General features: G+C 62.1%; 15 protein-coding genes. 5 read left to right on the forward strand and 10 right to left on the reverse strand.

Annotation, left to right across the window (positions count from 1 at the left end; translation table 11 throughout):
- Positions 1-25: 25 nt before the first annotated feature.
- Complete coding sequence (locus ACIGJE_RS29155; RefSeq protein ID WP_415083622.1) at positions 26-475, forward strand: hypothetical protein; 450 nt, start codon at positions 26-28, stop codon at positions 473-475.
- Between the two features lie 136 nt (positions 476-611).
- Here the strand turns inward: ACIGJE_RS29155 and ACIGJE_RS29160 are convergent, their stop codons facing one another.
- Positions 612-1,400, reverse strand: a complete 789-nt coding sequence (locus ACIGJE_RS29160; protein WP_311941275.1) for a response regulator transcription factor — start codon at positions 1,398-1,400, stop codon at positions 612-614.
- Between the two features lie 195 nt (positions 1,401-1,595).
- On the opposite strand from ACIGJE_RS29160, the gene ACIGJE_RS29165 reads away from it, so the two are divergent.
- A complete protein-coding gene (locus ACIGJE_RS29165; protein WP_367624381.1) occupies positions 1,596-2,279 on the forward strand; it encodes a TetR/AcrR family transcriptional regulator in 684 nt (227 codons plus the stop codon).
- Positions 2,280-2,328: 49 nt separating this feature from the next.
- On the opposite strand, the gene ACIGJE_RS29170 is transcribed toward ACIGJE_RS29165, so the two are convergent.
- From ACIGJE_RS29170 to ACIGJE_RS29200, 7 genes are all read right to left on the reverse strand, one after another.
- On the reverse strand, positions 2,329-3,357 hold the full coding sequence (locus tag ACIGJE_RS29170; RefSeq protein WP_415083625.1) for a diguanylate cyclase domain-containing protein: 1,029 nt from the start codon (positions 3,355-3,357) through the stop codon (positions 2,329-2,331).
- Positions 3,354-4,382 (reverse strand): chemotaxis response regulator protein-glutamate methylesterase, encoded by a 1,029-nt coding sequence (gene cheB, locus ACIGJE_RS29175; protein WP_311941284.1) that lies wholly within the window; start codon positions 4,380-4,382, stop codon positions 3,354-3,356. Before cheB ends, ACIGJE_RS29170 begins: the two co-directional genes overlap by 4 nt.
- Positions 4,379-6,616, reverse strand: coding sequence for a hybrid sensor histidine kinase/response regulator (locus ACIGJE_RS29180; RefSeq protein WP_415083627.1), 2,238 nt, complete (start codon positions 6,614-6,616; stop codon positions 4,379-4,381). Before ACIGJE_RS29180 ends, cheB begins: the two co-directional genes overlap by 4 nt.
- Positions 6,613-7,278, reverse strand: coding sequence for a chemotaxis protein CheW (locus ACIGJE_RS29185; RefSeq protein WP_311941290.1), 666 nt, complete (start codon positions 7,276-7,278; stop codon positions 6,613-6,615). The genes ACIGJE_RS29180 and ACIGJE_RS29185 overlap by 4 nt, the downstream gene beginning before the upstream one ends.
- A complete protein-coding gene (locus ACIGJE_RS29190) occupies positions 7,275-8,516 on the reverse strand; it encodes a CheR family methyltransferase (RefSeq protein ID WP_483681163.1) in 1,242 nt (413 codons plus the stop codon). The genes ACIGJE_RS29185 and ACIGJE_RS29190 overlap by 4 nt, the downstream gene beginning before the upstream one ends.
- A complete protein-coding gene (locus ACIGJE_RS29195; protein WP_367624378.1) occupies positions 8,513-8,932 on the reverse strand; it encodes a chemotaxis protein CheW in 420 nt (139 codons plus the stop codon). The genes ACIGJE_RS29190 and ACIGJE_RS29195 overlap by 4 nt, the downstream gene beginning before the upstream one ends.
- 125 nt (positions 8,933-9,057) lie before the next feature.
- Positions 9,058-10,671 (reverse strand): methyl-accepting chemotaxis protein, encoded by a 1,614-nt coding sequence (locus ACIGJE_RS29200; RefSeq protein ID WP_311941298.1) that lies wholly within the window; start codon positions 10,669-10,671, stop codon positions 9,058-9,060.
- A gap of 874 nt (positions 10,672-11,545) precedes the next feature.
- Between ACIGJE_RS29200 and ACIGJE_RS29205 the strand changes: the two genes are divergently transcribed.
- The 3 genes from ACIGJE_RS29205 to fhuF are packed head-to-tail and all read left to right on the forward strand — an operon-like array spanning position 11,546 to position 15,671.
- The gene (locus ACIGJE_RS29205) at positions 11,546-13,651 is read left to right on the forward strand and encodes a TonB-dependent siderophore receptor (protein WP_483681165.1); all 2,106 of its coding nucleotides are present in this window, start codon (positions 11,546-11,548) and stop codon (positions 13,649-13,651) included.
- Positions 13,652-13,686: 35 nt separating this feature from the next.
- Positions 13,687-14,934: an MFS transporter gene (locus ACIGJE_RS29210; RefSeq protein ID WP_483681167.1), complete on the forward strand. Its 1,248-nt coding sequence runs from the start codon at positions 13,687-13,689 to the stop codon at positions 14,932-14,934.
- Positions 14,931-15,671, forward strand: a complete 741-nt coding sequence (fhuF, locus tag ACIGJE_RS29215; RefSeq protein WP_483681169.1) for a siderophore-iron reductase FhuF — start codon at positions 14,931-14,933, stop codon at positions 15,669-15,671. The genes ACIGJE_RS29210 and fhuF overlap by 4 nt, the downstream gene beginning before the upstream one ends.
- A 101-nt stretch (positions 15,672-15,772) precedes the next feature.
- Here the strand turns inward: fhuF and ACIGJE_RS29220 are convergent, their stop codons facing one another.
- Together ACIGJE_RS29220 and ACIGJE_RS29225 are read right to left on the reverse strand one after the other, a co-directional pair.
- Entirely contained in the window at positions 15,773-16,072 is a 300-nt protein-coding gene (locus tag ACIGJE_RS29220) for a hypothetical protein (protein WP_311941312.1), read from the reverse strand.
- 88 nt (positions 16,073-16,160) lie between these two features.
- Positions 16,161-17,153 carry an AraC-like ligand-binding domain-containing protein gene (locus ACIGJE_RS29225; protein WP_483681171.1) on the reverse strand — a complete coding sequence of 331 codons (993 nt, stop codon included), beginning with the start codon at positions 17,151-17,153 and terminating at the stop codon, positions 16,161-16,163.
- Positions 17,154-17,244 lie beyond the last annotated feature (91 nt).

A 17,244-nucleotide genomic window follows, 5' to 3' on the forward strand; every position in this document is an offset into this window, starting at 1 on the left:
GCTTGCAGGCCGGAGGCACACTGGCATGGCATTTGCGATTAAAACCGAGATACGGGATCCGGACGCGACAAGCTTCAGCTTCGGTGCGCAGAAGACGATGTATGGGGGCAAGCATATCGCTGCCGACGATATCATCTTCCTGTTTGCCAGCGAAAATGAGGGTGGCCGGGGGCTGTTCGCCCGCGGCATCGTGATCTCTGCCGAACCGATTGCGAGGAAACAAAATGTCCCGCGGCAAACCCCTCGCGTAAGCATTGTCGTGCGCTGCACGGCGTTCGCCCAAAGACCGCTCGGACGCCGCGAACTCAAGTCTTTCGGCACCTGGCAGGATGGCCAGCCCGGCGCAGAGCTCAATTTCAAATTCTATCGGCAGGCGACGAACAAGATCGTCGGCATCTCGGACGAGGCAGCAGCCTTCCTCGATCGCTTCTTCGAACATAGCGAGAAGGAACCAGGGAAGGATCCGGATAAATGATAAAAATCAATTGCTTGCCAGGAAAATATCTTAATCCGAAGCAAATGTAACGGCTTCAGAAAATTTACGCATATGGCTCCGCTTATTCCCAGCGCGCAAGAATATATAATGACGTCCTCACCAACTGCTCCATGCTTCAGGTGTGATCATCCTGCTCGGGCATTTGCCCAAAATAGGCATTGGTCAGAGCCACGACCTCGGTTCTGTTGCGGGCATTCAGGCGCTTCATGATGTTCCTGACATGCACCTTCACCGTGAACTCGCTCATCTCGAGTTCGGCCGCGATCGCCTTGTTCGGCAGCCCCTTGCGGATCAGGCCGATGACTTCAAGTTGCTTTGCGGTCACCAGATCCCGCAGCGATCTCCTGCCGTCAGACAGGGGTGCGGGCTGGGTCCGAGACTGCATCACGCTGTGGGAGGGCACGAACATGCCGCCGCTACGCACCAGGCGGATGGCTGCAATGGCGACATCGACATTGGAATCCATGGCAATGAAGCCACTGGCCCCGTGCTCCAGGGCCTTCGCAACGTCGCCGGCCGATCTCGTATCGGAAATCACCACAACCCGAATACCGGGTGCGGCGGCCAGCACTCGCCTCACCATTCGCTCGACGGCGATCGTGGTCTCCCGCACGCCCGTGACGCACAATAGGGCGACAGAGGCCCCCTGCCCCTGCCGGCCCCACTGTTCGACGTCGGCATAGCCCTCCACGGCCAGGCCGGTTTCTGAGCCTGTGAGGCAGTGCATGAGGCAGGTTCGGGTCAAGGTATTGGCACAGATCACGACGATATGGGCACTGGCGTCCCGATAGATCTGGGCGACAGGCGCCGACGCCCCATGATCGAGCGGGAGTTCGACAGCGACGTCCTGCTTGTCGCCGACCGGCTCAATCGGTTTGCGGGACGCTGAGGAGGATAGAGTCATGTAGCGCGGTCCCAGCAGATTGGTGGAGACTCAAAGAAGAGCGGAATCGCCGGCCCGTGCACTTTCGCACAGCCATCGCCTCAGCAGAGCGTGAGGTTGCTTGAACGACAGAGCAATGTCAAATCCGAATATGAAATTGACATTTTAAAGCCCGTGGGTAAAAAGTTACTTCTCAGAGACAGTATCCAAGCTTTCATGCCCAGATCCCTGCATGCCCGCCGTGTTTCGTCAGACAGCCAGGAACGTGGCGTCAAGACGCGCCAAAATCTGATCGAAACGGCCGGGCGGGTCTTTGCCGACAAGGGCTACCATGCGACGACGAGCCGGGAAATTTGCGACCTGGCCGGCGTCAATACCGCGGCGGTCAACTATTATTTCGGCGGCATCCGGCCGCTCTATGAAGCGGCGGTATCGGAGGCGCGGCGCGAGGTCGTCATCCCGCCCGAGGCCTTTGCAGCGATCCTGGAACATGAAGAGCCCCTGGATCAGCTCAAGGCCTATTATGGCTTGATGGCCCGGCGATTGTTGTCACCCGCCGAACGCTCGTGGCAGATTAGGCTGGTCACCCGTGAGATGGTGATGCCCACGGTTTCCGCGCTGATCGTGGACGAGGACTTCCTGGCGCCCCAGGTTCATTGGCTGCGCGACCTGCTTGCGCGCATGCTCAATCGTCCGCAGGACCACCCCGACATTGGAAGGGCAGAACTGGCGCTCAACGCCCCTTTCATGGTCCTGGCAACGGTGGAACGCGGTGTGCTGGAAGCCATCGCCCCGAGCCTGGCGGAGCGTGAACGGGAGATCGAACCAATGTCCCGTGCACTGGAGACATTCGCGCTCGCCGGTCTCCAGGCCCTGGCGCGCAAATGCTCCAGCCACTAGACAATTAGCGCATTCCGTCTTCCGATCGAGCCGAAGGGCGCCGGCTCTCTTACAGGCCGGTTGCCGTGGCAGCTCGATTGCGGCCGGACCTCTTGGCGTCATACATCGCCTTGTCGGCGGCCTCGATCAGTCTTTCGGGCTGGTCGTCGCCAGCGGGAATGTGGGTTGCCCCACCAACGCTGATGGTGACCTTGTCAGCGATCGGCGAGGCTGCGTGCGGTAGCCCGAGCGCCTCGATCGCCTGCACTACCTTCTTCGCGAGAAAGGCAAGATCACCAGCCGGGGTTTGCGGCAGCACCACGGCGAATTCCTCGCCCCCCATGCGTACCGCCAGGTCCTTCGGACGCTGGAAGGCGCTCCTCACCGCCGTCGCCACGGTTTTCAGCACCTCGTCGCCGGCAAGGTGGCCATAGGTGTCGTTATATTGCTTGAAGTGATCGACATCGATGATCAGCAGCGAGATCGGCTCCCTCGCGCGCATGGCCTGGCGCCATTCGGTATCGAGATATTGATCGAAATAGCGCCGGTTGCTGAGGCCGGTCAGGCCATCGACATTGGTCAGGCGCTGCAATTCGAGATTGGTCTCCATCAGCTCCTGCTGGCTTCGACGCAGGGCGCGATAGGCCTCGTCGCGCTGGATCTGGGTCAGATAGGCAGCCGAATGGTAGCGGATACGGGCAATCAGCTCGATCCGGTCGGGCAGCTTGACGAGGTAGTCATTGGCGCCGATGCGAAAGGCTTCGCTCTTGACGGTCGCCTCCTCCTCGGTCGAGAGCACGATCACGGGAATGGCCTTGGTGGCGGGATCGGAGCGATACTGGCGGACCAGCGTCAGGCCGTTCACGTTCGGCATCACCAGATCCTGCAGGATCACCGTCGGCTTCACCCGCTTGGCGACGGCCAGGGCTTCCAGCGGGTTCGAACAATAGTGCAATTCGATCTCGATCTCGTCGATCAACGCCCGGCGAATGGCTTCGCCGACCATGAGCTGATCATCGACCAGAAGGACCATGACCGACTGTTGGATGGTGTCGAGGGACGCGGTGCCGTGGGATTTGACGTCTGCTGGCTGGCTCATGGGGCAATTCCTCTTCTCAGGCGCGGAGAGCCGAGCAGCTCGGTCAGACGCGGGGCGATTCTGTCCAGCGGCAGAATGTCCGTCGCGGCATCCAGGGCGGCAGCCGCCTTCGGCATGCCGTAGACTGCGCTCGTGGCCTGATCCTGCGCGATAGTGTGATGTCCAAGTTCGCGGAGCGCTTTCAGGCCACGCGCCCCGTCCGATCCCATACCGGTCAGCAAGACGCCGGTCACGGGGCCAGCCCATAAACGCGCGACGCTGTCGAAAAAGACGTCTACGGACGGCCGATAGACCTGATCGATCGGATTGGGAGTATAGCCCAATTGTCGGTTTACCTTGAAAACCAGATGATTGTCGGTGCCGGCAACCAGGACCTGCCCCGGCAAGGCCCGGTCCCCCTCGCCTGCCAACTGGACTGGAAGGGGGGAATGCTGGCTGAGCCAATTGGCAAGCCCCGGCGCAAAGCGGGCATCGACATGCTGAACGATAACGATGCTGGCGGCGAAATTGCCGGGCAGTCCTTTCAGAACGGTCGCCAACGCGGTAGGGCCGCCGGCCGACGCTCCGATCGCGACAAGGTGCTGGGCCTGTGAGCGGGCATGGTCGACTGGCTTTTGCCTGGCATTGCCTTCATTGACCAGATTGGCGATCACATCGATTTTCGCCAGCAGAGGACGCGCGCCCCACCGTGTCTCGCGCGAGCCGAGCAGCGGCGTGTCGACCGCATCGAGAGCTCCCTCCCCCATCGCCGCGAAAACCCGGCCCGCATTGGTCTCGACATCGGCGGTCACGATCAGGATGGCGCAGGGCGACTGGGCCATGATCCGACGGGTGGCTTCGATCCCGTCCATGCGCGGCATGATCAAGTCCATCAGCACGAGATCGGGCCGGTCCCGGCTGCACAGCTCCACCGCCTGCACGCCGTCGGCTGCGACCCAGGCAAGCTGATGCTGGGGCGCCATGGCGAGTACCCGGCGCATCGCTTCCACCGCCAGGGGCAAATCGTTGACGATCGCGATCCTCATGCAACAGCCTCGCCAATCAGATCCACTACCGCATCGATCAAAGTATCATCCTGGAAACTGCCTTTGGTAAGATAATAATCCGCTCCGGCATCCAGGCCACGCTGGCGATCCTCCGCTCGATCCTTGTAGGATACGATCATCACTGGCAAGGATTTGAGATCCGGGTCCTGCCGGATGCGGTGAACCAGTTCGATCCCGTCGATACGCGGCATGTCGATGTCGCTGATGAGCAGATCGAAGCGGCCATTGCGCAAGGCATTCCAGCCATCCATGCCGTCGACGGCCACTTCGACCTCATAGCCGTGATGATCCAGCAATTTGCGCTGTAATTCGCGCACGGTGAGGGAATCGTCGACCACGAGCACGCGCTTGCGCCTTTCCTCCTGCCGACCTACCAATTTCCGCCCGACCTGGGCAAGCTGATCGGCGGAGGAGAGCTTCTCCATGGAGCGGATGATGTCCTCGACGTCGATGATCAGGAGCGGCGAACCGTCCTCCATCAGGGCGGCGGCACTGATATCCTTGATCTTGCCGAGGCGCGGATCGAGCGGCTGAACCACGAGTTCGCGACCGCCGAGGAAGCGCTCGACCACCAGGCCATACATGGCGCCGGGGCTGCCGACCACGACGATGCGCAATTCGCCGTCCGCATTGTCCGCCGGCGCGCAGCCGAGAACCTGATCCGCGCCGACCACTCCGACCAGTTGTCCATCCAGGCTGAAATGCTGCCGTCCTTCCAGGGTTTGCACCTGATCGCTCGCGATCTTGATGGCGCGTACGATATGGGCGAAGGGAAAGGCGTAGGGTTCGCCGCCGATTTCCACGATCAGAGAGCGAACCACCGAAAGCGTGAGCGGCAATTCCAGCTTGAAGCGTGTGCCTTCGCCGAGTTCGGAGGTTACCCGCACCAGGCCGCGAACCTGGCGGATCATCTCCTGCACGACGTCCAGCCCTACCCCCCGCCCTGAGATGACGGTGACTTCTCCCTTCATGGAGAAGCCGGGCAGGAACAGGAATTCCAGCAACTCCTGGGCACCGAGTTTGCCTGCCGTATCGGGGCTCGCGAGGTTGCGTGCAATCACGGTTTGCCGGATCCGTTCGAGATCGACGCCGCGCCCGTCGTCGGAGACGGTGATCTGCAGCGTGCCTGCCCGATGCGAGGCTTCCAGACGCACCACGCCTTCCTCCGCCTTGCCGGCGGCAAGCCTCTCAAGGGGGCTTTCGATGCCATGATCGAGGGCGTTGCGCAGGAGATGGCCGAGCGGAGCGTCGAGCCTGTCCAGGATGTCCCGATCCACCAGCGTGCGCTCGCCAACGATCTCCAGCCTTACTTTCTTGTCGAGTTCGCGCGCAATGTCGCGCACCATGCGAGGATAGGCAGCGATGCCGTCGGAGAAGGGACGCATGCGTATCGCCAGCGCCTGGTCGTAGAGCCGGTGGGCGAGCGTGGTGGCCTGATGGTCGGTGGTTTCCAGTTCCCCCAGGCGTTGCGACAGATGCTGCCGGCATTCCAGAAGGCGCTGCTGAGCCTTGTCGAGAGCCATCCTTGCCCGTTCGTCCAAGGCGTGGGTCGGCAGGATGGCGCGCAGCGACTCCAAGGCGGTGGCGGCTTCGAGCTGAAGGCGCTTGAGACGCTGCAGGGATTGGCCAAAGGGCCCCAACCACCGCGACTCGACCAGCGACTCGCCGGCAAGGTCGAGAAGCCGGTTGAGATTTTCGGCACTGACCCGCAAGGCGCGGTCGGTCGATGCGGAGGCCGCGTCGTCGGTTGCCGGCACGGGCATGGGGGCGGGCTCGGATACCGGCGCCGGCTCGGGCGTTTGCGGGCCTGCGTGCGGTGGCTGGTTGAGCTCCAGCACGAACTGGTCGGCTTCGGCCTGCCAGGCCTCGTCGCGCGAGCCACTTTCGAGATCCGGCGATCTGGCAAAAGACAGGAGCAGGTCGACGCCGCGCAGGAGCACGTCGATGCGGTCATGATCCAGTCGCGCGCCGTGCTGCTGGGCCAGGACGAAAAGATCTTCCATTGCGTGTGCAATCGTCACGGCGGCATGGATCTCGACGATGCGGGCAGCCCCCTTGAGAGAGTGCGCAGCTCGCATGCAGGCCTCGATCTGATCGGCCCGCATCGGGTCCTTGTCGAGCGTCAGCAAGGCCGTCGTCAGGGCTTCGGCCTGTCCTTCCGCTTCGATGCGGAACAGGTCTCGCATGGAGAATTGGCTGAGATCCTGGGTCATCGTGCCAATCCTCGACCGAGAGCCTCAAACAGTGCATGCTCATCGAGCCGGCCGACACTCCTGTCGCGCCAGGACAGCAATCCCCGGGTGAAGCCGGAGCTCGACTGGGCCACGGTTGCCGGTACCGGCTTCAGATCCGCCTCCGTATAGAGATGGGTGTACTGAACCTCGTCGACCGGAAAGGCAAAGCGCGAACCGGCGTGGTGCGCGACGATCAGCCGACCCTGCGGCGAATTCTGTTCCGCGCCGATGAGCAACTGGGCGATCGAGACGCAAATCACCAGTTCACCCCGCACATTGACCAGGCCGAGCAGCGCGGGATTGCGCCGGTGTGGCAGCGAATGAATGGGGCGTAGGCCGGTCACCTCGTCCAGCACCAATGTGGGCAGAGCGAACCATTCGCTGCCCAGGCGGAAGACCAGCACCGATTGGGAATGCGACGAACGCGCGATTATGCCCGCTCCGGCCGGTGTAACGGCGGCTTCCCCTCCCTCGGGAATGTCGCGATCGAGCAGTTGAGAGGCCGCTCGTGAAAACACCTCGCAATTGTGGCAATGCGCATGACGCCGAAGTTCGGGGCACGATTTGTCGCCCCGTACGCCGATCCGTTGCCAGCAATTGTCAATCGCCGCAGAGGGGGCGTCGAAGGCCAGGCTCGTCATCGCACTCTCCGTTTGTCCAGACGCCGCAGGCGCTCATCAAGCAATTTGGCACCGCCATGGTCGCCCTGTTTCTTGAGCAGGAGGGCGAGATGGCCGAGCGCCTCGGCATTGGCGGGATCCAGATAGAGGGCCTTGCGGTAATAGCGCTCCGCCGCGCCAAGATCGTTGGAGGCATCGCTGATCAAGCCCAGCAGCGCGAGAGCATCGGGGGTTGCGCCGTCCCGACGGATCAGCGCTTCGCATCCCAGTGCGGCCTCCTGCAGCCGCCCCCGATCCGCCAGGAGGCGCAGTTCCTCGAGATTTGGCAGCGCTGCTTCCCTCTTCTCCTCGTGCCGAGGGGATTGAGGCAGAACGGGCCTTGACTTCGGCAATGGCGGCGGTTCCCGCCGCGGCCGGTGTATGGGCGGCGATGGCACCGGCCGGGCTTGGGTGACTCCCGGCTTGGCACTTTCCCTGTGAAAGGCGAACGCCATCGGAATCTTGGCCGAGGTGAAGCCATTGGCTCCCATCAGCCCTGCCTCCGAATGGCCGACAAAGGCAATGCCATCAGGCGCGAGCAAGCGTCGGATCACGCCGATGACATGCTTTTGCGTTGCGGCATCGAAATAGATCAGCAGGTTGCGACAAAAGACGAAATCGTAGCCTGCCGGATCGGCATGGAAATTCGGGGCGACGATATTGCCCTGGCTGAATTCCACGGGAGCACGAACGGCGTCCCGAAGCCTATGCCCATCCTTCGTAGCGTCAAAATAGCGGTCGCGGAAAGCCAGGTTTTGCCCCCGGAACGAGTTGCGGCCATAGATGCCCTGCCTGGCAAGAGCGAGCGAACGAGCGCTGAGATCGATGGCATCGATGCGGAATTGCTCGGCAGTCAGGCCCGCGTCGAGCAGCGCCATGGCGATCGTATAGGGTTCCTCTCCGCTCGAACAAGGCAGGCTGAGGAGCCGCAAGGGGCGAATGGCATCCGCTTGGGGGAGGCCGCGCATCACCAGCCGTGCCAGGGCTGCAAAGGCCTGGGCATCGCGAAAGAACCAGGTTTCGGGAACGATGACCGCCTCGATCAACTCCTGCACTTCCTCATCGGAATTCTGCAGCAGTTCCCAATAGGCCTGGATGTCGCCGAGCTTGCATGCCTTGCAGCGCGCCGCCACGGCGCGCTCGATCGCCGACGACCCAATCGAGGCCGCGTTCAGCCCGATGGCGCGTCCAAGGAATTGTTCGAAGCGCGGGTCGCTCATTGGCTGGTGACCGGCTGGCCGCGAATGGCCGCCAGAAGCGCGACAGGAAGCAGGTCTTCCAGTTCCACACGCTGAACCAGGCCATGCGGACCCGGGGCGAAAGGGGCGAATTCCGCCGGATCCAGCCGCAGCATCTCCGTGGCTTTTTCTGCGATCAGACCCAGCAGCACTGTATCGTCCTGGGGGTGGCGCATGACGATGATGCGGGTGCTCAGGCGCCGGCGCGCCGAGCGGCCGAGTTCGAGGGTACACAGATCGATGACCGGTACGAAGCGGCCGCGATATTCGAAGGAGCCGGCCACCGCGTCCGGCGCCCCACGCACCTTCTTCAATTCCGTCAACGGCACGACTTCGACGATCCGCTCGATCGCCATCGCAAAGCCTTCATCGCCGATCCGGAAGTAGAGGAAGAGCATTCTCGGTTCCGTCGTTCCTGGAGCAAGGTGCGCTTTGGCGAAAGCGCATGGCAGCTCCAACTCCTTGTTTCCGCGCGCCTTTGCGATTGCGACGAATTCTGTCTCGCCGCAAACCGCTTATTGCCTCAGGCCATCTCGAGCTTGAAGCGTGCGATGCTCCCGCTCAGATTGCTGGCGACATGGTTGAGTTCATCGATGGCCGAACTGGACTGGCGCAGGGATTCCACTGTCTGCTGCGTCGCTTCGGTCAGCTGGATGAGCGCCTCGCTGATCTGCTCGGCGCCCGTCGCCTGCGCCTGCATGCCTTCGCTGACGGATTCATAGCGCGGTGTCAGCGCCTGCACTTGCGTGATGATTTCGGAAAGCTTGGCACCGATCTCATGGACATCCTGGAGGCCGCGCCGCACTTCCTCCGAGAACTTGTCCATGCCCATGACGCTGGCCGATACGGCGGACTGGATCTCCTTGACCATCTGCTCGATGTCGTAGGTGGCGACGGCGGTCTGGTCGGCCAGGCGCCGAATTTCCGAGGACACCACGGCAAAGCCACGCCCGTATTCACCGGCCTTTTCCGCTTCAATCGCGGCGTTGAGCGACAACAGATTGGTCTGGTCGGCCACTTTGGTAATCGCCGTGACCACCTGGTTGATGTCGCTGGCCTTTTCGTTCAGCACGGCGAGCTTGGCGGTGATGGAGCTGGCGGCGCCCATCACCTGGTTCATCGTGTCTTCCATATGGGCCAGCTCGACCTTGCCCCCGGACGCCAGATTGGCGGTATGCTCGGAGACCGTCACGACGTCGGACATCGTCCGGACCAGTTCCCTGGAGGTTGCAGCGATCTCGCGCGAGGTCGCCCCGATCTCCGTGGTGGTCGCGGCGACCTCCGAAGCCGTGGCTTGCTGCTGCTTGGACGTCGCCGCAATCTCGGTCATCGAGGTGCTGACGCGGATGCCCGAGCGCTGGACCTGGCCGACGAGTTCCATCACTTCGTCGGCCATGCGGTTATAGCCTTCGCCGAGATCGCCCAACTCGTCCTGTCGAACGATCTGCATGCGCTGGGTGAAGTCACCCTTGCGCATGGTGTCCATCAATGTCTTCAACTGCAGCAGGGGCCTGGTGATGGCGCGCAGCAGCGAAAAGCCCGCGACGGCGGCGACCACCAAGGCCAATGCGAAGGCCACTATCATGGCGCTCAGCAGGGACAGGATCTCGTTGCCGACAATGTCCGGCATGGCGAAGGCGCGTTGCTGGTTGAATGCGATCACGTCGGTAAGGTTCTTGAAGGCCGTGTTGAAGGCTGCATCGACGCCCGAAGCGGCAGAGGCCCTGGCCTCCCCATTCCCACCGGCCTGTTTGAGAAAGCCCTCCTTCAAGCTCTGATAAGAATCGACCGAGTCCTTGAAGCGCGAGAAGAGCTGCCGATCGGCGTCCGCAATGATCGTATCCTCATAGCCCTTGAAAAGCTGAACCATCTTGGTTCGGCCATCGGCAAGCTGATCTTCGGTCAAGGGCTTGGCTGTCGCCTCGCGCGACATGACGAAGGCAAGATAGTCTTGAAAAAGCCCGTCCTTGACGAAAGCGGCCTGTCGTAGCCCGGCCACGGAGTCCGACTTGAGGCTGGTGACGTGGTCGTCGATCGACTTGAGCTGCCAATAGGCAAACAGTCCGATCGCCAAAACGACCAGGAGGATAATGCCGAAACTCAGCATTATACGTGCACGGATAGTCACTTGCTTCATGGAAATAGCCGCATCATCTCAGTCTTGCAACGATCAGCACGTCGAGCATGGTAATATGGCTCGACCGTACGACGAAATCCGTAGGGAAGGTTACATCGAAATCCACGATAAGTAAGGTCAGATCCGCAAATGGAAGCATGCCGGACCAACGGACGCTGGCGCCGACGCCATACATGATTCATCCCCCACCCGAGCGATCTCCTGGCGACGCCCTCATTCGAAGCGACGGATTCCCGGATTCGCTCCGGCGATCATCGGTCGAGTCAGGCAACGCGGCGGGAGCAAAATTGCCCCTTGCGACCTTTGATCATGCTCGTCATTCGCTATCGATGCGTACATGTGGCAAGATATGCCGGAAAAACATTAATCGCTTCATAATGAATGACTTACTTCCAAAACATGCTTTTGCGAAGGAAGGCGCCCCATGCATGCCTGACGGATGCGACACGTTCCGGCGAGGCTTCGTTCAGGGGGCCGTGTGATAGCTGGGCACATCGAAGGCTTCCAGTGCCGTCGACCTGGCTCGAGGACCCATTGTCCCGATGCCCTCCTCGTCAGATCTGTGTGCGGCGATGCCAGCCGTAACTCCTGATAGCGGGAACATCCCCCCTGCCCTTACCCCGTTAGTGCCGTCCTCTGATAAATGAGATAAAATTACATATATAATATACGTTTCTTCGCTATTTCAAATTTAAAGATTTTTTTGGTTTTATTTCTTCAGTGTAATATAGTAATAATTAGAATTAAAATTTGAATATTTTGAAACTCATATCGATGAATTTAAAATTAGAATAATTAAAATATGCGCTCGTTGACTTGAGTTAACAGATATTGTTAGGCGGGGCCGACTTTTTCTAAAGAAAGCTTGGGGCCCGTGAATCTCAAATCCCTCCTCCTGGCATCCGTGTCACTTGTTCTGGCGCCCGGTGCCGTCCACGCACAATCCAACGGCGCTGCACCGATCGAGCTCGATCCGGTGGTGGTCGAGGGCAAGGGCCGCGGCGGAATACCGGGCGTGATCAACACCACCGGCTATGTCGCGACGTCCGGCCGGAGTGCCACCAAGACCGATACCCCCCTGCTGGAGGTACCGCAGTCCGTCTCCACCGTGACGCAACCCCAGCTCGAGGAGCGCAAGCCGCAAAATCTGCTCGAGGCGATCGCCTACACCCCTGGCGCCGTTGTGGGCATGTACGGCTTCGACTCCCGCTATGACGGGTTCATGATCCGCGGCATCGACATGACCAACACCGGCGTGTTCCGCGACGGGCTCAGGCAACTCAACAGCCCGAATGGTCTGTTCCGGCTCGAACCTTACGGGGTGGAGGCAATCTCCATCCTGCGCGGCCCCGCCGCCTCCATCTACGGCGCCAGCAGCACGGGCGGTATCGTCGACATCATCTCCAAGCGCCCGACCGAGACGCCGTTCCGCGAGATCGAATTGCAGACAGGGTCCTTCGGCCGGCTCCAGGGCAATTTCGACCTGTCCGGGCCTCTCGATGCCGAGAACACCGTGTTCTATCGGCTGACTGGCGTCATTCGCAATGCGAGCGCCGAAATCAGCGCCGGCCGGGACGACCGGGTCTTCATCGCGCCGGCTATCACCTGGAAGCCGAACGACAAGACCAAGCTCACGGTGCTCGGCGAATACATGGATTCCACCGTCGGCGGCACCCAGGCCTATCTCAACACCTATGCGCCCTATGTCGACGGCCAGGGCAATGTCACCGACAAGTCGACCGGTGCCACCAAGCAGTTCGTGGGCGACCGGCGCTACAACGACTTTCGCCAGCAGCAGGGGCGCGTCGGCTACGAGTTCGAGCACAAATTCAGCGACGCGCTGATCCTGCGCCAGAATGCCCGCTATTCGCAGCTCGGCACCAACCAGGAATACTACTATTTTGGTCCCGGCCTGACACGCGAGAGCACCGCCGGCTTCGCCAGCGATACCAGCCTGGAAAGCCACTTTGCCACCGGCCCGGTAGAACACACGCTGCTGACGGGCCTGGATACCAGCTACCTGCACTACCGCTCAGGAGAAGGATATGGCGGGGTGCCGCTCGGGGTCGACCCGCCGCTCACCACCCAGTCCAAGCAGACACTGGCGATGACCGGCATCTACATCCAGGACCAGGTCAAATGGCAGAACTGGCGCCTGACACTCGGTGGCCGACATGACTGGCTTTACAGTCGCTTCAGCACGGGCACCGTCGGCAGCGGCATGACGCAAAGCAAGAGCCGCGACACCAAGTTCACCGGCCGGGCGGCCTTGAGCTATGTCACCGATTTCGGCCTCGCCCCCTATGTTGCCTATGGCACCTCCTTTACGCCCAATCCGGGGACGGTGCTCAATGGCAGCGTGGCCACACCCACTACTGGTGAACAGACGGAAATCGGCGTCAAATACGATATTCCCAACATGAACGCCTCGCTGCGCGCCGCCGTTTTCGACATGCGTCAGAACAACGCCGTGGTCTATGAGGTCGTCGATGGTCTCAACAAGCAGGTCCAGCTCGACGTGCGCTCGCGCGGCGTCGAGATCGAGGGTGTGGCCTCGCTGACCAACGGGCTGAGCGTCCAGGCTTCGTATTCCTACAACGATGCCCGCATCCTCAAGCTCACGCCCGATACGGAGGGGAACCGGCTCTCGAGCGTGCCCTATCACATGGCCTCGCTCTGGCTCGACTATGCCTTCCAGGAGGGGCCTGCCACCGGTCTCGGCATTGGCGGCGGCGTACGCTATGTCGGCTCGAGCCTGGGCGACAATCTCAATCGCGCGATACTCGAAAACAAGCCGCGCACCTTCGTCGATGCCTCGGTCCGCTACGATCTCGAGAACATCAATCCCAAGCTGGCGGGCATGCGCGTGCAGGTCAGTGCCACCAATCTGCTCAACGAGGTCAAGCAGGTCTGCACGGTCGGTTATTGCTATTTCGATGAGGGACGCAAGGTCATCGCCAGCCTGCGCTATCGCTGGTGAACGACATCAAGCCGGGCAGGTCGGCAAGGCGCGCATTGTCTTCCCCGCTTGCGGTCGTGCTCGGTGTCGGCGGCCTCTATGTCGGCCAGAGCATCGTTGGCGGGCTGAGCTTCATCGCCCTGCCGAGCGTGCTGCGCGAGCGCAACCTGCCGCTCGACCAGATCGGCCTGCTCTATCTGGCCGTGCTGCCCTGGGCCTTCAAGTTCCTCTGGGCCCCGGCGGTGGAGCGCTATCGGTTGCCGCCCACGGGGCATAGCCGCTCCCGCTCGATCGTGCTGGTCGGGGGCCTGATATCGGCCGTCGGCCTCATCCTGTCAGGGCTGATCGGGCCGACCGGCTTCATGCCCCTGCTCGCCGTGCTGCTGCTGATCGCCTTCGCCACCTCGACCAGCGACATCGCCTGCGACGGACATGCGGTGGAAACCCTGTCCGAGCGCCATCATGGCTGGGGCAATGCGGCGCAAGTCGGAGGCGCCTATCTTGGGTCGGCGATCGGGTCGGGGCTCTTCCTGGTGCTGGTCGCCCAATATGGCTGGGGCATCGCCTGCTTTGCCATGGCGGCTCTGCTGATCGTGCTCGGCCTGCTCTTCGTGCTGTCGCCGGCGTCGCCTTCCCCCGGGCGCGACCATCGGCCTTCCTTGCGCCAGGCGCTGCGGCGCAAGGACATGCATCTGGGCCTGGCATTGGCAGCGGTCAATGTGATCGCCCAGAAATGGGGTGTCAGCATGCAGGGCCCCTTCCTGATCGATAGTGGCCTCGACCTCACCTCGCTCGGCATCGTCAATGGCGTTGGCGGCATGGCCGTCGGCTTCGTCTGCGCCCTGATCGGTGGTGCCCTCGTGCGGCTGTGGAGTGCGCGGGTCGTCTTGGCGCTGGCTCTCGTCCTGCAGGCCCTGGCACTGTCGGGCCTGGCCTACGCCGCCTGGAAGGGTGATGTCGGCCAGCCCCTCCTGCTCGTCCTCGCCCTGGCGAGTTCGTCCGGCATTATGGCACTGGGCTTCGTCGCGCTCTATGCCCAGTTCATGGCGGTCTCGGATCCACGTCAGGCCGGGATCGACTTCACGCTGCTACAATGCATGGACGCATTGGTCAGCATGGCCGGCGGCATGGGATCGGGCTGGATTGCCCAGCATTGGGGCTATGGGCTCTATTTCGGCCTGGCGGCGTTGCTCGCTTTGGCCGCCGCACCGATCGCCGCGATGCTCAGCCATCGCGTCGCTGCACGGTCCGATATCCGAAAGGGCCAGCGGGAGGCGCTGGCCGGAGTTCCATCCGGCCAATGATCGCATCCCTCGCGCCCTGCTTTGCCGGAAATCTCCACTGGTACAAGGAGACCTTGGCGCTCCCGGGCACACATAGCGGCGCCATTGCCGGTCGTCGACTGCTCGAAAAGGGCGTGGCGGAAGAACTGATGTCGCGATTTGCCGGCACCTATCCAGGTGGCGACCGCAACGCCCTCGTCTCGATGTGGACGCAATGGCATTTCGGAGCGCTAGTCATCCCAGCGACGGCTGCAATCCTGCTGCTCGACCGGGAACTACCCGTGGATCTCGATGCGATCGGCATCGTTCCGCACGAAAGCGGGCGTACGGCCGCGCTGGTTATTCCCGATGACGGCAAGCCGCATCCCGGCAGTGCCACCGAACGCTTTTCGCGCTTGTTCGAGGGACATGTCGAACCCCTGATCCGCAGTTTTGCCGGACAATTCGGCGTGTCCAAGCGCCTGCTGTGGACCAATGCGGCTGCCATTTTTGAGTGGACGTTGCAGCAGGTACTGGAGGTGGGGGCTCCCTGCCCCGCCGCCCTGGAGGAAGGCCGCGTCTTGCTGCGGCGGCGCTGCGGCGGCGACGGCCGGCCCAATCCGATCTGCGGAGCGATATGCTATCCCCTGGAACAGGGGCAGCCTGTGCGTCGACGGAAAGTCTGCTGCCTGCGCTATCTACTCCCCGGCGTAGAGGATTGCGGCAGCCTGTGTCCGCTGCCGCCAACAAGCCGGCAGCAAAAAAGTGCTTCCGCTTAGCACTATAGTCGTGATTTGGCGGGACATTGGGCATGCATCATCGCAATCGCAGATAAGACTATTGCCCGGGAGCAAACGCCCAGGCGCGCGGTACCCCAGCTTCAGTGCATGATCTCGGCGACCCAGGCGCTGTCCGGGCCACGGGCAAAATAGATACGGATCTGGTTCGCCTGCGCCTGGGGCACGTCCTTCACCATGGCTGTGCAGGTGACGCCCGGACGACCGACGGCCGGCACACAAGTGTTGATATGGGCAGTCTGTTGCTGCTTGGCGGCCAGCGCGGGTATTGCCCGCATGGCGGCAGTTGCCTCTGCATCGCTCGGTTGATCGAGGAGCAAGGCGGTCGCGGACGCCAGGAAAACGAAAACCAGGCCATCCGCCAAAATCCGGTTGATCGGCACGGCGGCCTCCTGTGTTCAACATCGGAAGAACAGGCGGAGTCACGCTTATAAACCTGCAAGGGGGCAGAAATCGGATGGCGTGTTCCGGCTAAGCGGTGCCGGACATGTCCGGCGGCACCTCTGACGTGCCAATGTGGCGGTTCAACCGGCGATATTCACCGGGCGGCAGGCCGAAACGCGCCCTGAAGCTCCGCGAAAACTGGGCCTGGTCGGTGAAACCCCATTGATAGGCGATCTCGGCAGCGGTCTGACCGTTGGCGGGATTTTCGAGCGCGGCGCGGCAGGCCGCCAGCCTTTGATCCCGGATCCAGCCCGCCACCGTCTGGTCGGTGTCGCGGAACAGATCATGCAGATAACGGATGGAAACCCCGCAGGCCCGTGCGATCATCTCGGGATCGAGGCGCCAATCGTTGAGATGACCCCGGATATAGGCCTCGATCCGGGCGAGATGGGCCTCGCGCACCGTCGAACTGCCCGATGTCAGGATGCGCTCATCCGCCTTGACGGCCAGCACCAGGAGGTCGATGAGCTGGCGCCCCACGGCGTTGCGCGCCTCTTCGTCCAGCGCCTCGAAGCGCTGGGGCAGGAGATGCAGCATGTCGGCGAAGAGGCCGCCTGCCCCATTGGCCGCGTCGAATTGCAGCGAGCACAACCTGTCTGGACTGCGGATGCGCTCCGACAGTGCCTGCGAGGCCACCTTCAGCACCCAGAGATCGGCGGGGTCTGCGTGGCTGAACTCATAGGGCTCGTGGCTGCGTTCGAGGAAGAAGCCGCCGGGCGAACAGCGCACCTCGCTGCCGCATTGGGAGAAAGAAACCTGGGAGCGGGTGGGTACCGTCACCAGGAACTCTTCCTTGCGGGCGCCGCGAAAATGATGCGGCAGGCGTAGATATTGCAACCCATCCGACGACAGACGCGAGATCGACACGTCGCCGAACTGCCAGATGGTGAGGTCGCCGAAGAAATGATCCGGATGGCGGAACGTCAGGTCGAGCGGAAAATAGGCTCCGGCAATGGCCTGATGCCAGTGCCGGCTCCGGTCCATGGTGCGGGTCGCGCTCGTGGTGACGGAAGTCTTCATGACAGCTCCGCAGAACGGCTGCCGAGACTAGGCGTAGGAGACGGGGATGGCAATCGCCTGGCCCCACCGCCCGGCCGATTGTGCACTCAGC

It is taken from the genome of Labrys sp. E2SS-1L, assembly GCF_057073705.1.

What these genes read in the sequence shown, in the direction of transcription:
- ACIGJE_RS29155 (WP_415083622.1), top strand. Translation starts at nt 26, where the DNA reads ATGGCATTTGCGATTAAAACCGAGATACGGGATCCGGACGCGACAAGC.
- ACIGJE_RS29160 (WP_311941275.1), bottom strand. Translation starts at nt 1,400, where the DNA reads ATGACTCTATCCTCCTCAGCGTCCCGCAAACCGATTGAGCCGGTCGGC.
- ACIGJE_RS29165 (WP_367624381.1), top strand. Translation starts at nt 1,596, where the DNA reads ATGCCCAGATCCCTGCATGCCCGCCGTGTTTCGTCAGACAGCCAGGAA.
- ACIGJE_RS29170 (WP_415083625.1), bottom strand. Translation starts at nt 3,357, where the DNA reads ATGAGCCAGCCAGCAGACGTCAAATCCCACGGCACCGCGTCCCTCGAC.
- cheB (WP_311941284.1), bottom strand. Translation starts at nt 4,382, where the DNA reads ATGAGGATCGCGATCGTCAACGATTTGCCCCTGGCGGTGGAAGCGATG.
- ACIGJE_RS29180 (WP_415083627.1), bottom strand. Translation starts at nt 6,616, where the DNA reads ATGACCCAGGATCTCAGCCAATTCTCCATGCGAGACCTGTTCCGCATC.
- ACIGJE_RS29185 (WP_311941290.1), bottom strand. Translation starts at nt 7,278, where the DNA reads ATGACGAGCCTGGCCTTCGACGCCCCCTCTGCGGCGATTGACAATTGC.
- ACIGJE_RS29190 (WP_483681163.1), bottom strand. Translation starts at nt 8,516, where the DNA reads ATGAGCGACCCGCGCTTCGAACAATTCCTTGGACGCGCCATCGGGCTG.
- ACIGJE_RS29195 (WP_367624378.1), bottom strand. Translation starts at nt 8,932, where the DNA reads ATGCTCTTCCTCTACTTCCGGATCGGCGATGAAGGCTTTGCGATGGCG.
- ACIGJE_RS29200 (WP_311941298.1), bottom strand. Translation starts at nt 10,671, where the DNA reads ATGAAGCAAGTGACTATCCGTGCACGTATAATGCTGAGTTTCGGCATT.
- fhuF (WP_483681169.1), top strand. Translation starts at nt 14,931, where the DNA reads ATGATCGCATCCCTCGCGCCCTGCTTTGCCGGAAATCTCCACTGGTAC.
- ACIGJE_RS29225 (WP_483681171.1), bottom strand. Translation starts at nt 17,153, where the DNA reads ATGAAGACTTCCGTCACCACGAGCGCGACCCGCACCATGGACCGGAGC.